The organism is Paenibacillus sp. NAIST15-1, assembly GCF_001894745.1.
GTDB lineage: Bacteria > Bacillota > Bacilli > Paenibacillales > Paenibacillaceae > Paenibacillus_B > Paenibacillus_B suaedae.
Genome location: NZ_BBYF01000025.1, coordinates 13,281 through 32,299 on the forward strand (window position 1 = coordinate 13,281; position 19,019 = coordinate 32,299).

The 19,019-nt window shown below is 45.7% G+C and carries 28 protein-coding genes; all 28 read right to left on the bottom strand.

Features of this window, described 5'->3' with window-relative positions:
* Positions 1-2: 2 nt before the first annotated feature.
* The 28 genes from map to fusA all read right to left on the bottom strand — a co-directional run bounded on the left by map (position 3) and on the right by fusA (position 19,016).
* Entirely contained in the window at positions 3-755 is a 753-nt protein-coding gene (gene map / locus PBN151_RS28435) for a type I methionyl aminopeptidase (protein ID WP_021252442.1), read from the bottom strand.
* 3 nt (positions 756-758) lie between these two features.
* Positions 759-1,403: an adenylate kinase gene (locus tag PBN151_RS28440; RefSeq protein ID WP_021252443.1), complete on the bottom strand. Its 645-nt coding sequence runs from the start codon at positions 1,401-1,403 to the stop codon at positions 759-761.
* Positions 1,404-1,545: 142 nt separating this feature from the next.
* The gene (secY, locus tag PBN151_RS28445) at positions 1,546-2,844 is read right to left on the bottom strand and encodes a preprotein translocase subunit SecY (RefSeq protein WP_065291715.1); all 1,299 of its coding nucleotides are present in this window, start codon (positions 2,842-2,844) and stop codon (positions 1,546-1,548) included.
* Positions 2,844-3,284 (bottom strand): 50S ribosomal protein L15, encoded by a 441-nt coding sequence (gene rplO / locus PBN151_RS28450; protein WP_021252445.1) that lies wholly within the window; start codon positions 3,282-3,284, stop codon positions 2,844-2,846. Before rplO ends, secY begins: the two co-directional genes overlap by 1 nt.
* 94 nt (positions 3,285-3,378) lie before the next feature.
* Positions 3,379-3,564: a 50S ribosomal protein L30 gene (gene rpmD / locus PBN151_RS28455; protein WP_005544529.1), complete on the bottom strand. Its 186-nt coding sequence runs from the start codon at positions 3,562-3,564 to the stop codon at positions 3,379-3,381.
* Between the two features lie 13 nt (positions 3,565-3,577).
* Positions 3,578-4,075, bottom strand: a complete 498-nt coding sequence (rpsE, locus tag PBN151_RS28460) for a 30S ribosomal protein S5 (protein ID WP_021252446.1) — start codon at positions 4,073-4,075, stop codon at positions 3,578-3,580.
* A gap of 25 nt (positions 4,076-4,100) precedes the next feature.
* On the bottom strand, positions 4,101-4,469 hold the full coding sequence (rplR, locus tag PBN151_RS28465; protein WP_021252447.1) for a 50S ribosomal protein L18: 369 nt from the start codon (positions 4,467-4,469) through the stop codon (positions 4,101-4,103).
* Positions 4,470-4,533: 64 nt separating this feature from the next.
* Positions 4,534-5,076 carry a 50S ribosomal protein L6 gene (rplF, locus tag PBN151_RS28470; protein WP_021252448.1) on the bottom strand — a complete coding sequence of 181 codons (543 nt, stop codon included), beginning with the start codon at positions 5,074-5,076 and terminating at the stop codon, positions 4,534-4,536.
* 31 nt (positions 5,077-5,107) lie between these two features.
* A complete protein-coding gene (rpsH, locus tag PBN151_RS28475) occupies positions 5,108-5,506 on the bottom strand; it encodes a 30S ribosomal protein S8 (protein WP_005544534.1) in 399 nt (132 codons plus the stop codon).
* Positions 5,507-5,538: 32 nt separating this feature from the next.
* Complete coding sequence (locus tag PBN151_RS28480) at positions 5,539-5,724, bottom strand: type Z 30S ribosomal protein S14 (protein ID WP_005544535.1); 186 nt, start codon at positions 5,722-5,724, stop codon at positions 5,539-5,541.
* A gap of 90 nt (positions 5,725-5,814) precedes the next feature.
* On the bottom strand, positions 5,815-6,357 hold the full coding sequence (gene rplE / locus PBN151_RS28485; RefSeq protein ID WP_072732027.1) for a 50S ribosomal protein L5: 543 nt from the start codon (positions 6,355-6,357) through the stop codon (positions 5,815-5,817).
* Between the two features lie 27 nt (positions 6,358-6,384).
* The gene (rplX, locus tag PBN151_RS28490; protein WP_005544537.1) at positions 6,385-6,735 is read right to left on the bottom strand and encodes a 50S ribosomal protein L24; all 351 of its coding nucleotides are present in this window, start codon (positions 6,733-6,735) and stop codon (positions 6,385-6,387) included.
* Between the two features lie 39 nt (positions 6,736-6,774).
* Entirely contained in the window at positions 6,775-7,143 is a 369-nt protein-coding gene (gene rplN, locus PBN151_RS28495; protein WP_021252451.1) for a 50S ribosomal protein L14, read from the bottom strand.
* Between the two features lie 35 nt (positions 7,144-7,178).
* Complete coding sequence (gene rpsQ / locus PBN151_RS28500) at positions 7,179-7,445, bottom strand: 30S ribosomal protein S17 (protein ID WP_005544539.1); 267 nt, start codon at positions 7,443-7,445, stop codon at positions 7,179-7,181.
* A gap of 63 nt (positions 7,446-7,508) precedes the next feature.
* A complete protein-coding gene (gene rpmC / locus PBN151_RS28505) occupies positions 7,509-7,709 on the bottom strand; it encodes a 50S ribosomal protein L29 (RefSeq protein WP_005544540.1) in 201 nt (66 codons plus the stop codon).
* Positions 7,699-8,133 carry a 50S ribosomal protein L16 gene (rplP, locus tag PBN151_RS28510; protein ID WP_021252452.1) on the bottom strand — a complete coding sequence of 145 codons (435 nt, stop codon included), beginning with the start codon at positions 8,131-8,133 and terminating at the stop codon, positions 7,699-7,701. Before rplP ends, rpmC begins: the two co-directional genes overlap by 11 nt.
* Before the next feature lie 2 nt (positions 8,134-8,135).
* Complete coding sequence (rpsC, locus tag PBN151_RS28515; protein ID WP_021252453.1) at positions 8,136-8,801, bottom strand: 30S ribosomal protein S3; 666 nt, start codon at positions 8,799-8,801, stop codon at positions 8,136-8,138.
* A 13-nt stretch (positions 8,802-8,814) separates the two neighbouring features.
* Positions 8,815-9,147 (bottom strand): 50S ribosomal protein L22, encoded by a 333-nt coding sequence (gene rplV / locus PBN151_RS28520; RefSeq protein WP_021252454.1) that lies wholly within the window; start codon positions 9,145-9,147, stop codon positions 8,815-8,817.
* A 33-nt stretch (positions 9,148-9,180) separates the two neighbouring features.
* Positions 9,181-9,459: a 30S ribosomal protein S19 gene (gene rpsS / locus PBN151_RS28525; RefSeq protein ID WP_021252455.1), complete on the bottom strand. Its 279-nt coding sequence runs from the start codon at positions 9,457-9,459 to the stop codon at positions 9,181-9,183.
* Positions 9,460-9,529: 70 nt separating this feature from the next.
* A complete protein-coding gene (gene rplB / locus PBN151_RS28530; protein WP_021252456.1) occupies positions 9,530-10,360 on the bottom strand; it encodes a 50S ribosomal protein L2 in 831 nt (276 codons plus the stop codon).
* A 31-nt stretch (positions 10,361-10,391) separates the two neighbouring features.
* Positions 10,392-10,682 carry a 50S ribosomal protein L23 gene (gene rplW / locus PBN151_RS28535; RefSeq protein WP_005544549.1) on the bottom strand — a complete coding sequence of 97 codons (291 nt, stop codon included), beginning with the start codon at positions 10,680-10,682 and terminating at the stop codon, positions 10,392-10,394.
* Complete coding sequence (gene rplD / locus PBN151_RS28540) at positions 10,682-11,305, bottom strand: 50S ribosomal protein L4 (RefSeq protein WP_021252457.1); 624 nt, start codon at positions 11,303-11,305, stop codon at positions 10,682-10,684. The genes rplW and rplD overlap by 1 nt, the downstream gene beginning before the upstream one ends.
* 25 nt (positions 11,306-11,330) lie before the next feature.
* On the bottom strand, positions 11,331-11,954 hold the full coding sequence (gene rplC / locus PBN151_RS28545; protein ID WP_021252458.1) for a 50S ribosomal protein L3: 624 nt from the start codon (positions 11,952-11,954) through the stop codon (positions 11,331-11,333).
* An 87-nt stretch (positions 11,955-12,041) separates the two neighbouring features.
* Positions 12,042-12,350 carry a 30S ribosomal protein S10 gene (gene rpsJ, locus PBN151_RS28550; RefSeq protein ID WP_005544556.1) on the bottom strand — a complete coding sequence of 103 codons (309 nt, stop codon included), beginning with the start codon at positions 12,348-12,350 and terminating at the stop codon, positions 12,042-12,044.
* A gap of 322 nt (positions 12,351-12,672) precedes the next feature.
* Complete coding sequence (locus PBN151_RS28555; RefSeq protein WP_072732029.1) at positions 12,673-13,920, bottom strand: hypothetical protein; 1,248 nt, start codon at positions 13,918-13,920, stop codon at positions 12,673-12,675.
* Between the two features lie 143 nt (positions 13,921-14,063).
* Positions 14,064-15,398, bottom strand: a complete 1,335-nt coding sequence (locus PBN151_RS28560) for a globin-coupled sensor protein (RefSeq protein ID WP_227775180.1) — start codon at positions 15,396-15,398, stop codon at positions 14,064-14,066.
* Positions 15,399-15,641: 243 nt separating this feature from the next.
* The gene (gene tuf / locus PBN151_RS28565) at positions 15,642-16,835 is read right to left on the bottom strand and encodes an elongation factor Tu (RefSeq protein ID WP_021252461.1); all 1,194 of its coding nucleotides are present in this window, start codon (positions 16,833-16,835) and stop codon (positions 15,642-15,644) included.
* A gap of 105 nt (positions 16,836-16,940) precedes the next feature.
* The gene (fusA, locus tag PBN151_RS28570; RefSeq protein ID WP_072732030.1) at positions 16,941-19,016 is read right to left on the bottom strand and encodes an elongation factor G; all 2,076 of its coding nucleotides are present in this window, start codon (positions 19,014-19,016) and stop codon (positions 16,941-16,943) included.
* Positions 19,017-19,019: the final 3 nt, after the last annotated feature.

Here is a 19,019-nt window from a genome sequence, read left to right on the forward strand (position 1 = left end):
ACCTACTCAACCAGCTTCGTCAAAATTTCGCATCCGTCCGGCGTTACAGCCACCGTATGCTCGAAATGAGCACACCATGAACTGTCCACCGTCACGACCGTCCAGTTGTCAGTGAGCGTTTTGACGTGACGCCCACCGGCAATGACCATCGGCTCAATCGCGAGCGCCATGCCCGGTTTCAAGCGTGGTCCGCGATCCGGAATGCCGTAGTTCGGAATTTGCGGCTCTTCATGAAGCTCCGCACCGATTCCGTGTCCGACATATTCCCGTACAACGGAAAAACCTGCATCCTCGATCACGCGTTGAATCGCGTGCGATATCGTGTACAACCGTACATCCGGTTTAACCAGCGCTAAGCCAGCATAAAGTGATTGCTCCGTTACGTCAAGCAGCTGCTGAGCTGCCTCCGTTATCTTCCCAACCCCATATGTCCAGGCAGAGTCACCGTGATATCCGCGGTATTCCGCACCGATGTCGATGCTGATGATGTCGCCTTCGTTTAACTTGCGCTTTCCGGGAATGCCGTGAACCAGTTCTTCGTTCACTGACGCGCAAATGCTGCCGGAAAAACCGTTGTAGCCCTTGAAAGAAGGTGTTGCTCCTTGGCTGCGAATAAACGATTCCGCGATCGAATCAAGCTCGAGAGTGGTAATCCCTGGCTCAATCGTTTTCGCTAAAAGACGATGCGTTTCCGCAACAATTCGCCCAGCTTCCCTCATGAAGCCTAACTCCACTTCGGACTTACAAATGATCATGGTTTAACCCCGCAGTAAAGATACGATTTCTGACGTGACCGTATCAATTTCCTTCTCCCCGTCAACCTGACGCAACAAGCCTTTGTCCTCATAGTATGCGAGCAAAGGTGCCGTTTTGTTGATGTACTCATCAAGACGTGTGCCGACTTTCTCTTCGGAATCATCCGAACGTTGGTACAGCTCGCCTTGACACTTATCACAAACGCCCTCTTGTTTAGGCGGGTTGTAGATGACATGGTACGTCGCGCCGCAAGACTTGCAAATGCGTCGTCCTGTAAGACGCGCCAGCAGTAAATCGCGGTCAACGCTCAGGTTGATGACATGATCAAGACTGCGATTCAGTTCTACCAAGATGCTATTCAACGCTTCAGCTTGCGCCAATGTGCGCGGGAAACCATCCAGAAGGAACCCTTTCTCGCAATCAGGTTGTGCAAGGCGCTCTCGCACGATGCCTACCGTCACGTCATCTGGAACGAGCAGACCCTGATCAATGTACTCTTTAGCCTTCAATCCGATAGGAGTGCCTTCTCCAATTGCTTTGCGGAATGCGTCTCCTGTCGAGATATGAGGAACGCCGAATTGTTCTACGATGCGCTCGGCCTGTGTTCCTTTTCCTGCCCCAGGAGGCCCCATGAATAGAATGTTCATCGAATGTCACTCCCTTTATGGTAAGCACAGGCTTAACTTCGTCGGAAGTGGGGTGCTTCGATGCCATTCGTTAAGCCTCTGCTCTACAAGAACAGCACAATAGGTGCCAATGAGCCTAGATGGTCTCACCGGAACCTATTGCCTATTTATTAATGAAACCTTTGTAATGACGTTTGATCAACTGGCTTTCGATTTGCTTCATTGTGTCAAGCGCAACGCCGACAACGATCAGAATCGAAGTACCGCCAATTTGAACAGATTGCGGCAATCCAGCTAGTGCTCCGAAGAACACTGGCAAGATGGATACGCCAGCGAGGAAGATAGCACCTGCAAGTGTGATACGAGACATAACTCGAGTCAAGTACGTTGCTGTTGCTTTCCCCGGACGAATTCCTGGGATATATCCGCCATTCTTTTTCATTTGATCTGCCATTTGTTGTGGATTCAACTGTACGAACGTGTAGAAGAACGTAAACCCGATAATCAAAAGAACGTATAAGAACATGCCCAGCGGCTTGTTCAATCCCATATGTTCAATGATCCAACGAGCCCACGGCTTATCCGCCCAGAATTGAGCAATTGTAGCCGGGAACATCAAGAGCGAAGATGCAAAGATGACCGGAATAACGCCTGCACCATTTACTTTAAGCGGAATGTGTGTGTTCTGTCCACCATACATTTTGTTACCCACAACACGTTTAGCGTATTGTACCGGGATTTTACGGTTCCCTTGCTGAATGTAGATAACACCGATCACAATCAGCACGATAACCAATACGATAACGATCATTTTGACGATGTTGAGGAACAATTGTCCGCTTGCATCGGCAAATTGACTACGATAAATTTCCCCAATATGAATCGGGATAGCTGCGACGATACCTGCGAAGATCAGAATCGAAATACCGTTGCCGATACCCTTTTCCGTGATTTGTTCACCGATCCACATCAAGAACGCCGTACCAGCAGTCAAGACAATCGCGATTAGGATATAATCCGCATATGTTGCACCTGGAACCAGCTGCGCACCGTACATGCGATTAAACCCAATCGCCGTACCGAAAGCTTGAATCAATCCCAATACTACTGTGCCGTAGCGCGTAATTTGGGAAAGCTTACGTTTGCCGACTTCTCCTTCTTTTGCCCATTGTGTAAATTTCGGAATAACGTCCATCGACAGAAGCTGTACGATGATCGAGGCCGTAATGTACGGCATAATTCCTAGAGCAAAGATAGAGAATTTAAACAGCGCACCACCAGAGAAAGTGTTCAGCATGCTGAACAAGTCCGTGTTTTGGCTTGCTGTAGCAAAGACCGACGTATCGACGCCGGGGACCGGTATAAAGGACCCGACGCGATAAACGATCAGAACCATGAGCGTAAACAAAATCTTACGTCTCAAGTCCTCGACTCGCCATATATTCGATACGGTCTTGAACATTAGATCACCTCGGATTTACCGCCGGCAGCCTCGATCTTCTCTACCGCAGATTGAGAGAACTTGTTAGCTTTGACCGTCAATTTGACGGACAAATCGCCATTGCCCAATACTTTGATTCCGCTCATTGGGTTGTTCACGATGCCTTGTTCCATCAACAATTCCGGAGTTACTTCCGTACCAGCCTCAAAGCGGTTCAAATCCGTTACGTTAACTACCGCATACTCTTTACGAGTTGGATTTACAAAGCCGCGTTTTGGCAGACGACGGTAAAGTGGGTTTTGTCCACCTTCGAAGCCCGGACGAACACCACCGCCGGAACGGGAATTTTGACCCTTGTGACCACGGCCAGATGTTTTACCGTTTCCTGTCGCGATACCACGGCCTACACGGTTACGTGTTTGGCGGGAACCAGGTGCCGGAGAAAGTTCATTCAACTTCATCGTTCGTCGCACCTCCTTTAATATTTATGACTCTAATCTTTTGTATTGTATCATGTAATCTATAACTGATTACAGAAGTCGTATGGTTTTACCCTTACGCTTCGATCTCTTTGACTTCAACCAAGTGTTTAACTTGGTTTACCATTCCGCGGATCGCAACGTTGTCGTTATGAACAACCGTCTGATTCAACTTGCGCAAACCCAAAGTGTTCACCGTTTGGCGATGAGTTTCCGGGCGACCGATCAGACTGCGAACGAGGGTAATTTGCAATTTCGCCATCTTCGTCCCCTCCTTAACCTAACAGTTCTTCAACGGTTTTACCGCGCAATTTAGCTACTTGTTCAGCTGTCTTCAAACGAGACAAGCCTTCCAATGTAGCGTTAACCATGTTCATGGAGTTAGAGGAACCAAGCGATTTCGTCAAGATATCGCCTACACCAGCCAACTCAAGAACGGCACGAACAGGACCGCCTGCGATAACCCCAGTACCTTCGGATGCTGGCTTCAAAAGAACTTTACCAGCGCCGAACTGACCAATTACTTGGTGAGGGATTGTCGTGTTAACAAACGGAACATGAATCAGGTTTTTCTTAGCGTCTTCGATACCTTTGCGGATTGCGTCTGGTACTTCGGATGCTTTACCGATTCCAGCGCCAACCCAGCCCTTGCCATCGCCGACAACCACGAGAGCGCTAAAGCTAAAGCGACGTCCGCCTTTAACAACTTTAGCAACGCGGTTAATTTGAACAACTTTTTCAGAAAGTTCTAACGTGTTTGGATCAACTCGCAAGTCGTTTACCTCCTTCGATTAAAAATTAGAATTCAAGACCAGCTTCGCGTGCTGCGTCAGCCAAAGCTTGAATACGTCCATGGTACAAGTAACCGCCACGATCGAATACGATTGTCTCGTATCCTTGCTCTTTCGCACGTTTTGCGATCAATTCGCCAACTTTGCGAGCGGATTCTACGTTACCACCATTTTTGATATCTTCACGAAGCTCTTTGTCCATAGTCGAAGCGGAAGCGACTGTTACGCCTTTCACGTCATCGATAAGTTGAGCGTAAATATGTTTAGAAGAACGGAATACGTTCAAGCGAGGACGTTCCGTTGTACCTTCGATTTTTTTACGGACACGCAGGTGTCTTTTCAACCGAGCTTTGTTCTTATCGCCTTTGGTAATCATCGGATTGTTTCACTCCCTTCAGTTTAACCATTAAGCTGCTAAGGTAAGTGAGCTAGGCAAGATCTTACTTCTTCTTGCCTGCTTTACCTTCTTTACGAATGATGCGTTCGCCTTCGTACTTGATACCTTTACCTTTGTAAGGTTCTGGCTCACGTACTGCACGAATGTTCGCTGCATAAGCACCAACGCGCTCTTTATCAATGCCTTTAACGATGATTTTCGTTTGAGCAGGCACTTCGAATTCAATACCAGCTTCCGGTGTAATTTCAACCGGATGGGAGTAACCAACGTTCAAGACAAGCTTGTCGCCGGATTTGTTTGCACGGTAACCTACACCGACCAACTCAAGGGTTTTGGAGAAACCATCAGTTACTCCGCTAACCATGTTGTTGATTACGCTGCGTGTTGTACCGTGCAACGAACGATGAAGTTTATTTTCAGAAGGACGTTCTACGGAAATGACGTTCTCTTCTACAGACACTTTCATGTCTTTGTGAAGTTCACGAGTCAAAGTTCCTTTCGGTCCTTTTACTGTAATAACGTGGTTTTCCAAAGTGACAGTTACGCCACCTGGTACCTCAATTGGTTTGCGACCAATACGGGACATGTTGTTGCACCTCCAATCTTATGCGAATGGTTTACCAAACGTAGCAGATTACCTCGCCGCCGGATTTGGACTGGCGAGCTTCTTTGTCAGTCATGACGCCCTTGGACGTCGAGATGATTGCGATACCGAGACCGCCGAGTACGCGAGGAACCTCATTAGCCTTCGTGTACACGCGCAGTCCTGGTTTACTGATGCGCTTCAAGCCTGTGATAACACGCTCGTTGTTTGCACCGTACTTCAGGAACACGCGAATGATCCCTTGTTTGTTGTCATCGATATATTCAGCGTCACGGATAAAGCCTTCACGCTTCAAGATTTCTGCGATTTGCTTCTTCATAGTAGAAGCAGGCATTTCCACCGTTTCATGACGCACTGTATTAGCATTGCGAATGCGTGTAAGCATATCTGCAATCGGATCGGACATAACCATTAGTGTAAACCTCCTTCCCGCAACAGGGTTGATTACCAGCTTGCTTTTTTAACGCCAGGAATCTGGCCTTTATATGCCAATTCGCGGAAACAAATCCGGCAAATTTTGAACTTACGTAATACGGAATGCGGACGTCCGCAGCGCTCACAGCGCGTATATGCCCGTACTTCAAACTTCGGTTTGCGTTGTTGCTTGATTTTCATCGAAGTTTTTGCCACGTGAGTTGACACCTCCTAGAGATTTGTGTCGATGGATTCAGAACTGATTGCTCAGTCCGTATCTCAAACGTAACCGACCTTTAAAACGAATTACTTCGTGAAAGGCATGCCGAGTTGCGTCAACAATTCGCGGGATTCTTCGTCCGTCTTCGCTGTTGTAACGATGACGATATCCATACCACGAACCTTGTCAATTTTATCATACTCGATTTCAGGGAAGATAATTTGCTCCTTCAAACCGAGTGTGTAGTTGCCGCGGCCGTCAAACGCTTTATTCGAGATACCGCGGAAGTCGCGGACACGAGGAAGCGTGACATTGAACAATTTGTCCAAGAAGTGATACATGCGCTCACCACGCAATGTGACTTTCACACCAATCGGCATTCCCTCACGAAGTTTAAAGCCTGCGATAGACTTCTTCGCGCGAGTGATTACTGGCTTTTGACCAGCGATTAGTTGCAATTCAGCTACTGCAGAATCCAAAACTTTGGAGTTTTGAACAGCCTCACCCATACCAATGTTGATGACGACTTTCTCCACTTTTGGTGCTTGCATTACTGATGTATAGTTGAACTTCTGCACTAGCGCAGGAGTAATTTCGTTCAAATAACGTTCTTTCAAACGAGCTGCCATGTAGAATGGACCTCCTTTCCGAAGCGATTAGTCGATAATTTCGCCGGAGCGTTTAGCTACGCGCACTTTTTTACCGTTTTCCACTTTGTAACCGATGCGCGTTACTTTACCCGACTTTGGATCCACGTGCATAACGTTAGATGCATGAATTGCTGCTTCTTGCTCAACGATACCGCCTTGTGGGTTCTTAGCGTTAGGCTTCTGATGCTTCTTCACCATGTTTACGCCTTCCACAATAACGCGGTTTTCACGAGGGAATGCTGCAATAACACGGCCTTTTTTGCCTTTATCTTTACCCGTGATCACGATGACAGTGTCATCTTTTTTCACGTGCAATTTGTTGTTATGCGACTCGAGAATTTTTTTCAATCGTGGCATGTGTCACACCTCCTGAGTCTTGCCTGGCGGGCAAGCTGATTAGATAACTTCCGGTGCCAGGGAAACGATTTTCATGAAGTCTTTTTCGCGAAGTTCGCGAGCGACAGGTCCGAAAATACGAGTCCCACGTGGGCCCTTATCTTCTTTCACGATAACCGCTGCGTTTTCGTCAAATGCGATGTAAGAACCGTCTTTACGGCGTACAGAACGCTTCGTACGAACGATAACCGCTTTGACTACGTCACCCTTTTTGACAACGCCGCCTGGTGTTGCTTGTTTGACAGAGCATACGATCAAGTCACCGATGTGAGCTGATTTACGGCCAGTACCGCCCAACACGCGAATACACATCAGTTCTTTCGCACCAGAGTTGTCTGCTACATTTAAACGTGAAAATGCTTGAATCATTCGAATGTCCTCCTTTCGGTGAAACTATCCGTTCATTAAACGATAACTGCTTTCTCAACGATTTCAACGAGTCTCCAGCGCTTGTCTTTCGACAACGGACGCGTCTCCATGATTTTTACAGTATCGCCAATTTTGGCTTCGTTATTTTCGTCATGCGCTTTGAACTTCTTCGTGTATTTGATGCGTTTGTGATACAAATCATGCTTTTTGTATGTCTCAACCGCTACTACGATTGTTTTGTCCATTTTATCGCTGACAACTTTACCAATTTGCACTTTACGAGCGTTACGTACTTCACTCATTAGTGTTCTGCCTCCTTCCTGGATACAGGATGTCTATTTTTCCGAAACTGACATCTTGGTGTATTAGCTAGTAATACCAAGTTCTCTTTCACGCAGAATCGTATGTGCACGAGCAATCGCTTTACGCACGTCACGAATGCGAGTTGGGTTGTCAAGCTGTCCGGTAGCCAATTGGAAACGGAGGTTGAAAAGTTCTTCCTTGAATCCGGCAATCTTTTGTTCGATTTCGGCAGTGGTCAAGTTGCGGAATTCACTAGCTTTCATTTGCTTCACCACCCATTTCTTCACGTTTCACAAACTTAGTCTTAATAGGCAGTTTGTGAGCAGCAAGGCGCATAGCTTCGCGAGCTACCTCTTCAGGTACACCGGAAAGTTCGAACATTACTTTACCAGGCTTAACTACAGCAACCCACTTCTCAACGTTACCTTTACCGCTACCCATACGAACCTCAAGCGGCTTAGCCGTTACTGGTTTATCTGGGAAAATTTTAATCCATACTTTACCGCCACGTTTGATGTAACGAGTCATCGCAATACGAGCAGCCTCGATTTGACGGTTAGTAATCCATGTAGGCTCCAATGCTTGCAACCCGTATTCACCGAAGTGAACTGTCGTGCCACCTTTAGCTTGACCCTTCATGCGTCCTTTTTGCTGCTTCCGGTGTTTTACACGTTTAGGTACCAACATGATTAGTTGCCTCCTTCCTCAACAGCCTTTTTCTTAGCCGTAGGAAGTACCTCTCCACGATAGATCCATACTTTTACGCCAATACGGCCGTAAGTTGTATGAGCTTCAGCTGTGCCGTAGTCGATGTCGGCGCGAAGCGTATGAAGTGGCACTGTCCCTTCGCTGTAACCTTCTGTACGAGCGATTTCAGCACCGCCCAGACGACCGCTAACTGCAGTCTTGATTCCTTTCGCACCAGAACGCATGGAACGTTGAATTGATTGTTTCAAAGCGCGGCGGAAAGAAACACGGCGTTCCAGTTGTTGTGCAATGCTCTCTGCAACGAGAGTTGCGTCCAAATCTGGAGTTTTGATTTCCGAGATGTTGATGTGTACTTTTTTGCCGTTAGCAATTTTCGTTACTTCACGACGAAGTGCTTCAACTTCGGAACCGCCCTTACCGATTACCATACCCGGTTTCGCAGTGTGGATTGTAACGTTCACGCGGTTAGCTGCACGTTCAATCTCAATGCGGGATACGGCGGATTCTTTCAATTTATTCTTAAGGAATTCACGAATCTTAACGTCTTCGATGAGCAATGTACCGAAATCTTTTTCGGCATACCACTTGGATTCCCAATCGCGGATAACGCCCACTCGAAGTCCGACTGGATTTACCTTTTGACCCACACGTTGTCCCTCCTTATTTTTCAGATACTACAAGCGTGATGTGGCTTGTTCTTTTGTTAATGCGGCTCGCACGTCCCATAGCGCGTGGACGGAAACGTTTCATCGTTGGTCCTTGGTTTACGAAGACTTCCGAAATAACGAGACTATTAACGTCCATTTGATGGTTGTGTTCTGCATTGGCAATTGCAGAGTTCAACAATTTTTCAACCACTGGCGAAGCTGACTTCGGCGTGTGGCGCAAAATTGCGATTGCTTCGCCCACTTGTTTGCCGCGGATCAAGTCAATAACCAGCTTAACCTTGCGTGGGGCGATGCGAATGTTATTCGCATGTGCTTTTGCTTGCATGGAAGTACCTCCCCTCGAATGCTATATCAATAATTAGCGTTTGCCTGTTTTTCTGTCATCGTCATGACCTTTGTACGTACGTGTTGGTGCGAATTCGCCAAGCTTATGCCCAACCATATCTTCCGTTACGTATACTGGTACATGTTTACGTCCGTCATATACCCCGAACGTATGACCGATAAATTGAGGGAAAATTGTAGAACGACGGGACCAAGTCTTGATAACAACTTTCTTGCTTGTATCGTTCAATCCTTCAACTTTCTTCATCAGGTGACCATCAACGAATGGTCCTTTTTTCAAACTGCGACCCATATATGAATCCTCCCTTCGACAGAACTGATTCGTTTGTGATTACGCTGCTGCGCAATCAAATGGAAACATATTATTTCGTGCGACGACGAACGATATATTTATCGGAATGTTTACCTTTTTTACGCGTTTTGTAACCAAGTGTCGGTTTGCCCCATGGAGACATAGGAGACTTACGACCGATTGGAGCTTTACCTTCACCACCACCGTGAGGGTGATCAACCGGGTTCATTACCACACCACGAACGACTGGACGTTTGCCCAACCAGCGGTTACGGCCTGCTTTACCGATTTTGATAAGCTCATGGTCACCGTTACCTACGGAACCGATTGTAGCACGGCACACTTTCAACAATTTACGAACTTCGCCAGAAGACAAACGTACTGTTACGTACTTCTCTTCTTTACCAAGCAATTGAGCTTCCGTACCAGCGGCGCGAACCAACTGACCACCCTTACCTGGTTGCAATTCGATGTTGTGGATAACTGTACCTACTGGAATGTTTTCCATTGGCAATGCGTTACCGATCTTGATGTCTGCGCCGGTACCGGACTCGATAACGTCGCCTACTTTCAATCCTTTAGGAGCGATGATATAACGCTTTTCACCATCAGCATAGTTGATCAACGCAATGTTGGAAGTACGGTTTGGATCGTACTCGATTGTAGCAACGCGGCCTGGAATGCCATCCTTGTTACGTTTGAAATCGATGATACGGTATTTACGTTTGTGTCCACCACCGTGGTGACGAACCGTAATTTTACCTTGGTTGTTGCGGCCAGCAGTTTTGCTCAAAGGCGCAAGCAACGATTTCTCCGGTACATTCGTTGTAATTTCTTCGAACGTGGACACGCTCATATTACGACGAGCCGGGGATGTCGGTTTGTACTTTTTGATAGGCACTTGTTTTCCCTCCTTACTTCAGAAGTCTATATTAAACCGTCTCGAAGAACTCGAGTGGCTTGCTGTCTTTTGCCAAAGTGACGAACGCTTTCTTCCATTCGGAAGTGTAGCCGGAGTGACGGCCATAGCGTTTTGGCTTAGCAGGCATACGAAGCGTGTTCACGTTCGCTACCTTCACTTTGAAGATTTGCTCTACAGCCAATTTGATTTCAGTCTTGTTAGCACGCATATCAACTTCGAATACGTATTTCAAGTCATTCATCATGTCTGCTGTACGCTCAGTAATAACCGGACGCTTAATGATATCGCGAGGGTCTTTCATTATGCGAACACCTCCTCTACCTTCTGAACCGCATCCTTCGTGATGATGAGCTTCTCATGGCGAAGAACATCATATACGTTAACACCATCAGCTGCAACAAGCTTCACAGAAGGAATGTTGCGAGCGGAAAGTGCCACGTTGTCGTTGTACTCAGGAAGCACGACAAGCGCTTTGCGATCCACTTTTAGGTTGTTCAATACTGCCGCGAATTCCTTCGTTTTCGGCGTGTTCAAAGCAAGGCTATCGATTACGATAATTTGCTCTGCCAACACTTTCGAAGACAATGCGGATTTAATCGCCAAACGACGAACTTTCTTAGGAAGCTTGTAAGCATAGCTACGTGGTGTCGGTCCAAATACTGTACCGCCGCCAACCCATTGTGGCGAACGAATGGAACCTTGACGCGCACGACCTGTGCCTTTTTGTTTCCATGGTTTACGACCGCCGCCGCGAACTTCGGAACGGCCTTTAACTTTATGAGTACCTTGACGCATAGATGCAAGCTGCATCACAACTGCATCATGAAGTACGTTTTTGTTTGGTTCAATGCCGAATACGCTGTCGGACAATTCGATCTCGCCAACTTGCGCACCGCTCATGTTGTAAACTGCTACTTTAGGCATAATGTGCTCCTCCTTTCCTCACCAATTACTTTTTAATTGCAGATTTAACGTTAACGAAGCTGTTTTTAGGGCCTGGAATAGAACCTTTAACGAGGATAACATTGCGTTCTGCATCCACTTTAACAACTTCAAGATTTTGAATTGTTACTGTGTCAGTACCCATGTGACCTGGAAGGCGTTTGCCCTTCGGTACGCGGTTCGCTTGAATGGAACCCATGGAACCTGGTCCACGATGGTAACGGGAACCGTGAGACATAGGACCCGTGCTTTGTCCCCAACGCTTAATTACGCCGGCAAAGCCTTTACCTTTCGAGATACCTGTAACGTCAACGAATTCTCCCTCAGCGAACAAATCAGCCTTCAATTCTTGGCCAACTTCATATTGAGAAAGATCCACACCACGAAGTTCCTTAACGTAGCGCTTAGGTGTTGCGTTAGCTTTTTTCGCGTGACCGATTTCTGGTTTCGTAGCACGCTTTTCTTTCTTATCAGCGTAGCCGATTTGAATAGCTTCGTAGCCATCGTTCTCAACGTCTTTCTTTTGAAGAACGACGCAAGGGCCAGCTTCGATAACAGTTACCGGCAGTACATTACCTTCAGCGGTAAATACTTGAGTCATGCCGAGCTTTTTACCTAAGATACCTTTCATGTTGACACCTCTTTTCTTTCCTTAGTCCGTTCATAATGAAGTAGAAACGGCTTCGCTATCCACATGTGGATAACCGTTTCAACTGTCTTACAATTTAATTTCGATATCTACACCGGACGGCAAGTCCAAGCGCATCAGCGCGTCCACCGTTTGCGGCGTTGGATTCACGATGTCGATAAGGCGCTTATGAGTGCGCATTTCGAACTGCTCGCGGGAATCCTTATACTTGTGCACCGCACGAAGAATCGTAATGATTTGCTTCTCCGTTGGCAACGGGATTGGACCGGATACTCCAGCACCGGAACGTTTAGCCGTTTCAACGATTTTCTCAGCGGATTGGTCAAGAATTCTGTGATCGTATGCTTTCAAGCGAATACGAATTTTTTGCTTTGCCATTTTAGTCCCTCCTTTTATCGCCCAATTTTGCATCGGACATACTCCGTGAAAATTTTCCTAACACATCGCCATGGCAAAGGGGCCGGGTGTGTCGGTAACCTCTCACTTCATCGCAACGTCGACGAACAACATTCACTATTATATATAAATGTCCCGACTATTGCAAGTTTTTTTCGTAATCTTTTCAGACGTTTGCTTGCGGACAGCCAGGACACTACATAACTCGATTCTATTAGGCACTTGTTAGAGTCTATCACAGTTTATATATATAATGAAAGTTGAAGGTTCTGGATGTTGTTCCAGCCTCCGTAAGCTGCCTGAATTACTTCGCTCTCCATACTGTACCGTCGGAGAACTTAACCGATGTAAGTTTAGCATTCGCCTTGACCATATCGTTATAAAAATCCATTACCCATGTAAATTCAATAACATCTCCAGATCCATACTTCCCAAAATCTTTAGCTCGTCCTTTTACTTGGCTTTCCCCAGTGATGCTGTTCTTCACGATGCGACCTTTCCCATCATAACCGGTTATCGTCAATTCAAAAGAAACGACTTTTTTCTCAGTTAGATTTTTTAGGGATAAGTTGACTTCTGGACTTCCAAAACGATTGTAAGTAATTTTTTGTGTTACGAATTTAAGAGGACGATTTCCGTTATTTTTTAGTTCCTCTTTCAATTTCATGTAGTATTCTTTTTCCGCTGCTTCCATATAGGTCTTCACACTTTTCAATTGGAACAATACGTCTTCTGCCATTGTCTTGCTCTTATAATAATCACTATCTTGCTTCAAGTATGGATTATCGATTCGATCTCCAGTCGATGTAATTACATATTCAACAGTTGAACCAATGTAAGTATCTACAAGCTTCTCTTTTGAATCTGGATCAATGAGTCCTTGAATATCTGCAAATTGCTTACCTGCAGTATCGATAACTTCACTTACGTCATACAAATTCCCTCTATACATGAAGAAGTGTTTAATGCTTATTTCATTTATCTGTTTATCACTTCTATTATATGCCTTATCACCTGCAATCCAAATGCCGAGAGTATTTTCATATTCCATATTGCCTAGTTTTAACTCAAGCGTTTTACTTTGTCCATTCCATAGTACTTCACCAAACAAAGCTAAGTCATTTAATCGAATAACAGCTGAATTATCAATTTGATATGTAGTAAGCTTGCGATTACCTAGCAAAACGTCTTTTTGCGTGAAATGAACGTTTGTGAGCTTGCTTGTTGGCTTCTTTATTTTATCAGCCGCCATCCCTTTTACAGGTTTACTTGTATTTCGAAGAATTCGAATTGGTCCGGAATTCCCATTGGCTTGTATGTCGAACCCATATTGTGATAAATGACTAACTGGAATCCACAGTGAATCGCGAAACGTATACCCTGTAATAGCTATTCCATTAATTGAACCTTTTAATTGTACCTCAGAAACTTTACCTACTATTGTACCTTCCTTCAAAAATTCTGATTTCGCTGAAGCGGTACCAGCCATAGACGTTAATAGCAACACACTCACTAGCGTTAAAACAATTGCGTGACTCATCCACTTTCTCATTTGTCTCCCCCTGTTCATCATAACGAAGTAAATACGAAAGCAATCATAACATGATAAACTGCCATAACATAGAAAAAGACTAGTTATTAAACCAGTCTCTTCCACTGTATGCTATATTTCTATCGAATAGGAAATCAATTAGACTACAAATGCTTCGTCGTTCGATTGAGCTGCTCTGCTGATGCCGCAACTTCAGCTGTCGCCTCATGGATATGACTGATCATTTGCAGCAAATCGCTCATCTCGCCTTGGATATGCTCCATATTCGATGTACTGTGCTCAACATGATCAACAATTTGCTGGAACGCGTTTCCGGCAGCATCTGCTTGTCCCCGAACTGTTCCTACACTCGATTTCACCACTTCAATATTATATACAACTGCATTCGTTGCCAAATTCGAATTGCCGACGAGTTCTTCAATATGAGCTACGGTATCCTTTGTATGATCAGCCAGCTTGTTCACTTCTTTGGCTACTACAGCGAAACCTGCACCATGTTCACCTGCACGCGCTGCTTCAATAGATGCATTAAGCGACAGCAGTTTCGTTTGACCTGCAATTTCCTTTACAGCACTAACAATTGTCCTGATCTGAGCAGACGTGTCCTTCAACTGATCAACATGCCCCTTCATCAGCAAAGCGTTGTGGTCAATGTCCTGAATACGCTCGATATACGTACGCATCATTCGCTCCCCCTCATCTGCCTCTAGTTGAGCATGCCGTACAGTAGAAGCTGTATGTTCAATGATATTTTTTACACTCTTGCCTCGTTCGACCAGTTGTTCAATTGTATGCTTTGTTTCCGTCGTTAACAGTTCAAGTTGATTACTAAGTTGTGCGATACTCCCCTTCAGTTCATTCTTGACCTGTTGATATTGTTCTTCTCGCTCTAATCGGTTTCGTTCTTCATATGCCTCAAGGACAAGCTGTTGCTCCAAGTTCAATATTTTATTCACAGCCAAAATCGCCTTCATTCGATCTTCTGCATTGCGGATCTCCGCTGCAATCAGATCAAGAAGCCGGTTCTGCATATTCTGAAAAGCTGCCATGTACCATTTCGTTTCGAGACCGATATGGCGATGAACGTCTGCAATACGAATTCGTTTCCCTACAAATTCATCATTTATTTTTCCATCAAACATTTCTTCGATATGACGTTCAAGCGTTAACTGCAATCGTTCGATTGTACTATGTTTTGTTATGAGTTGCTTTAAATGCTCTACACTCAAAATAACCGAATAAAATGCCTCCGTTAATGATTTCATATGCAGCAATAAATATGGCTTGAGCTGACGCAGTAAAGTTAGGTCTTCTGTTGTCATTCCGATCACTTCGATCTGTTTATGTATAGGATGAGTTGTGGATAAATGAATCATACCTTGCTCCATTAATTTAGCTTCTTCGGATATTGGTGCAATTCTATCCACAGTTTGTTCCTTATTCCACTTTCCTGCCCATCCTAATAGCTTTTTGCTCATTTCAGTCGCTCTTCCTTCCTGCGCCTCACTTATCGGCCTAAATCCCTATATTACTAGATCTACATACCTATATGTAAGCTTATATTGTTACATATTATAGCGCTATAACAGAAATCATGTACAGTGATCTGGAAGGGACTTCTTGAAAGAATATTGAACAAAAGCTGTGTTTTTTTTAAAGCAAAAAGCCCCTTATCCGTAAGGATAAGGGGCTCTTATTACCGACTATTGTCGGTACTATCATTATTTAATGATAGTTGCAACCGCACCAGCACCTACTGTACGGCCACCTTCGCGGATCGCGAAGCGTGTACCTTCTTCGATCGCGATTGGAGCGATCAATTGTACAGTAACTGTGATGTTGTCACCAGGCATAACCATTTCAGTACCTTCTGGCAAGTTGATGATACCAGTTACGTCCGTTGTACGGAAGTAGAACTGTGGACGGTAGCCTGTGAAGAATGGCTTATGACGGCCACCTTCTTCTTTAGTCAAAACGTAAACTTGAGCAGTGAACTCAGTATGTGGTTTAACCGAACCTGGCTTAACCAATACTTGACCACGCTCGATGTTGCTGCGGTCTACACCACGAAGCAACGCACCGATGTTGTCACCAGCTTGAGCGGAATCCAAAAGTTTACGGAACATTTCAACGCCTGTTACTACGGACTTACGAGTCTCTTCTTGGATACCAACGATTTCGATCTCGTCGCCGACTTTAACAGTACCACGCTCTACGCGGCCAGTAGCAACTGTACCACGACCAGTGATGGAGAATACGTCCTCGACTGGCATCAAGAATGGCTTGTCAGTGTCACGTTCTGGAGTTGGGATGTACTCGTCGATTTGTGTGAACAATTCAACGATTTTGTCAGCCCATTCTCCGTCTGGGTTTTGAAGAGCTTCACGAGCGGAACCGCGGATAACTGGAGTGTCATCGCCAGGGAATTCGTATTCGCTAAGCAAATCGCGAATTTCCATTTCAACCAATTCCAACAACTCTTCGTCTTCAACCATGTCGCATTTGTTCATGAATACGACGATGTAAGGTACGCCTACTTGGCGAGACAACAAGATGTGCTCGCGTGTTTGTGGCATTGGGCCGTCAGCTGCGGATACTACGAGAATCGCGCCATCCATTTGAGCAGCACCAGTGATCATGTTTTTAACATAGTCGGCGTGACCTGGGCAGTCAACGTGTGCATAGTGACGGTTAGCGGACTCATACTCTACGTGGGACGTGGAGATTGTGATACCGCGCTCGCGCTCTTCTGGAGCTTTATCGATTTGATCGAATGCTACAGCTGCACCGTTACCATATTTTTTAGACAGAACTGTTGTGATAGCCGCTGTCAAAGTTGTTTTACCATGGTCAACGTGACCAATTGTACCGATATTAACGTGCGGTTTCGTACGTTCAAACTTAGCCTTTGCCATTTGAACTAGTCCTCCTTCAATAAGTGGAATAGATATATGTTATAAGCAGCCGAGACACATGACAAGTCATGCGCTCAGCCGATAGCAAATGAATCAGAAGCGAAATTATTCGCCTTTGTTCTTCGCGATAATCTCTTCGGAGATATTCTTAGGAACTTCTTCATAGTGAGAGAGTTCCATAGAGAACACACCGCGTCCTTGAGTACCGGAACGCAATGTTGTGGAGTAACCGAACATCTCGGAGAGAGGCACCTTAGCACGGATAATTTGTGCACCTGCACGAGTATCCATACCTTCGATACGACCACGGCGGGAGTTCAACATACCCATAACGTCGCCCATATACTCTTCTGGTACTGTAACTTCTACTTTCATGATTGGCTCAAGCAATACTGGCTTACACTTGTCCTTAGCAGCTTTAAGCGCCATGGAACCAGCGATTTTAAACGCCATTTCATTGGAGTCAACATCATGGTAGGAACCATCGAAGATAGTAGCCTTGAGGTCAACCAATGGGAAGCCTGCCAAGACACCGTTCTTCATGGATTCTTCAATACCAGCTTGAACCGCAGGTACGTATTCACGAGGGACTACGCCACCAACGATTTTGTTCTCGAACACGAATCCTGATCCTGCTTCGAGAGGTTCGAAGTCGATCCATACGTGACCGTATTGACCACGACCACCGGACTGACGTACGAATTTACCTTCAACTTTAGCCTGTTGACGGAATGTCTCACGGTAAGCAACCTGTGGGCTACCTACGTTCGTCTCAACCTTGAACTCACGACGCATACGGTCGATGATGATATCGAGGTGAAGCTCACCCATACCGGACAAGATCGTTTGACCTGTCTCCTCATCAGTGTAAACACGGAGTGTTGGGTCTTCTTCTGTCAATTTTGACAAAGCAGTACCCATTTTATCTTGGTCTGCTTTTGTCTTCGGCTCAACTGCGATACTGATAACCGGATCTGGGAAGTTCATGGATTCCAAGATGATCGGAGACTTCTCATCGCAGAGTGTGTCGCCTGTACCTGTATCTTTCAAACCAACGGCAGCAGCGATATCGCCAGCATGTACTGTAGCGATTTCTTCACGGCTGTTCGCATGCATTTGAAGGATACGGCCAATACGTTCACGTTTGCCTTTTGTCGCGTTCAAGACGTAAGAACCGGAATTCAATACACCAGAGTAAACGCGGAAGAACGTCAACTTACCAACATAAGGGTCAGTCATGATCTTGAACGCAAGTGCCGAGAACGGCTCTTCGTCCGAAGAATGACGAACTTCTTCTTCACCATCTTCAAGATGACCTTTAATGTCAGGTACATCAAGTGGGGATGGCAAGTAGTCAACGACAGCGTCAATCATGAGCTGTACGCCTTTGTTGCGGTAAGAAGAACCACATACTACTGGGAAGATTTGAACGCTGCATACCCCTTTGCGAAGAGCTGCTTTCAGTTCAGGAACTGTAATTTCTTCGCCTTCGAGGTATTTCATCATCAACTCTTCGTCGAGTTCTGCGATTTTCTCAATCATTTCCATACGAAGTTCAGCGACTTTGTCTTTGAACTCAGCAGGAACTTCTGTTTCATCAACTTCTTTACCCAAGTCATCTTTGAAGATGTAAGCTTTCTCTTCCATCAAATCAATGATGCCTGTGAAGTCGTTTTCTGCACCGATAGGCAGCTGAATTGCAACAGCATTCGCTTGCAAACGATCCTTCATGGACTCGATAACGTTGAGGTAATCAGCGCCGATGATGTCCATTTTGTTAACGTAAGCGATACGAGGTACGCTGTACTTGTCAGCTTGACGCCATACCGTTTCAGATTGCGGTTCTACGCCTTCTTTAGCGGAGAACACGCCTACTGCTCCGTCCAATACGCGAAGGGAACGCTCAACCTCTACCGTAAAGTCAACGTGCCCCGGAGTATCGATGATATTTACACGATGACCCTTCCATTGCGCTGTAGTCGCAGCGGAAGTGATCGTAATACCACGCTCTTGCTCTTGCTCCATCCAGTCCATCGTAGCGGCGCCTTCATGCACCTCTCCGATTTTGTGAGTACGGCCTGTGTAGAACAAGATACGCTCCGTAGTTGTTGTTTTACCGGCATCGATGTGAGCCATGATTCCGATGTTACGCGTATTTGCTAAGGAGAACTCTCTTGCCATGGA

Bases quoted from the DNA above. Each gene is read 5' to 3' on its own strand.
- rplD (WP_021252457.1), bottom strand. From the start codon at position 11,305: ATGCCTAAAGTAGCAGTTTACAACATGAGCGGTGCGCAAGTTGGCGAG.
- rplP (WP_021252452.1), bottom strand. From the start codon at position 8,133: ATGTTGGTACCTAAACGTGTAAAACACCGGAAGCAGCAAAAAGGACGC.
- rplC (WP_021252458.1), bottom strand. From the start codon at position 11,954: ATGAAAGGTATCTTAGGTAAAAAGCTCGGCATGACTCAAGTATTTACC.
- PBN151_RS28555 (WP_072732029.1), bottom strand. From the start codon at position 13,920: ATGAGAAAGTGGATGAGTCACGCAATTGTTTTAACGCTAGTGAGTGTG.
- rplR (WP_021252447.1), bottom strand. From the start codon at position 4,469: ATGATTACCAAAGGCGATAAGAACAAAGCTCGGTTGAAAAGACACCTG.
- fusA (WP_072732030.1), bottom strand. From the start codon at position 19,016: ATGGCAAGAGAGTTCTCCTTAGCAAATACGCGTAACATCGGAATCATG.
- rplN (WP_021252451.1), bottom strand. From the start codon at position 7,143: ATGATTCAAGCATTTTCACGTTTAAATGTAGCAGACAACTCTGGTGCG.
- PBN151_RS28440 (WP_021252443.1), bottom strand. From the start codon at position 1,403: ATGAACATTCTATTCATGGGGCCTCCTGGGGCAGGAAAAGGAACACAG.
- secY (WP_065291715.1), bottom strand. From the start codon at position 2,844: ATGTTCAAGACCGTATCGAATATATGGCGAGTCGAGGACTTGAGACGT.
- rpsS (WP_021252455.1), bottom strand. From the start codon at position 9,459: ATGGGTCGCAGTTTGAAAAAAGGACCATTCGTTGATGGTCACCTGATG.
- rplE (WP_072732027.1), bottom strand. From the start codon at position 6,357: ATGGCAGCTCGTTTGAAAGAACGTTATTTGAACGAAATTACTCCTGCG.
- rplW (WP_005544549.1), bottom strand. From the start codon at position 10,682: ATGAAAGACCCTCGCGATATCATTAAGCGTCCGGTTATTACTGAGCGT.
- map (WP_021252442.1), bottom strand. From the start codon at position 755: ATGATCATTTGTAAGTCCGAAGTGGAGTTAGGCTTCATGAGGGAAGCT.
- rpsH (WP_005544534.1), bottom strand. From the start codon at position 5,506: ATGGTTATGTCCGATCCGATTGCAGATATGCTTACACGCATTCGCAAT.
- PBN151_RS28560 (WP_227775180.1), bottom strand. From the start codon at position 15,398: ATGAGCAAAAAGCTATTAGGATGGGCAGGAAAGTGGAATAAGGAACAA.
- rplO (WP_021252445.1), bottom strand. From the start codon at position 3,284: ATGAAGTTGAATGAACTTTCTCCGGCACCTGGTTCCCGCCAAACACGT.
- tuf (WP_021252461.1), bottom strand. From the start codon at position 16,835: ATGGCAAAGGCTAAGTTTGAACGTACGAAACCGCACGTTAATATCGGT.
- rplV (WP_021252454.1), bottom strand. From the start codon at position 9,147: ATGCAAGCAAAAGCACATGCGAATAACATTCGCATCGCCCCACGCAAG.
- rpsQ (WP_005544539.1), bottom strand. From the start codon at position 7,445: ATGAGTGAAGTACGTAACGCTCGTAAAGTGCAAATTGGTAAAGTTGTC.
- rplX (WP_005544537.1), bottom strand. From the start codon at position 6,735: ATGCCACGATTGAAAAAAATTCTCGAGTCGCATAACAACAAATTGCAC.
- rpmC (WP_005544540.1), bottom strand. From the start codon at position 7,709: ATGAAAGCTAGTGAATTCCGCAACTTGACCACTGCCGAAATCGAACAA.
- rpmD (WP_005544529.1), bottom strand. From the start codon at position 3,564: ATGGCGAAATTGCAAATTACCCTCGTTCGCAGTCTGATCGGTCGCCCG.
- rplF (WP_021252448.1), bottom strand. From the start codon at position 5,076: ATGTCCCGTATTGGTCGCAAACCAATTGAGGTACCAGGTGGCGTAACT.
- rpsJ (WP_005544556.1), bottom strand. From the start codon at position 12,350: ATGGCAAAGCAAAAAATTCGTATTCGCTTGAAAGCATACGATCACAGA.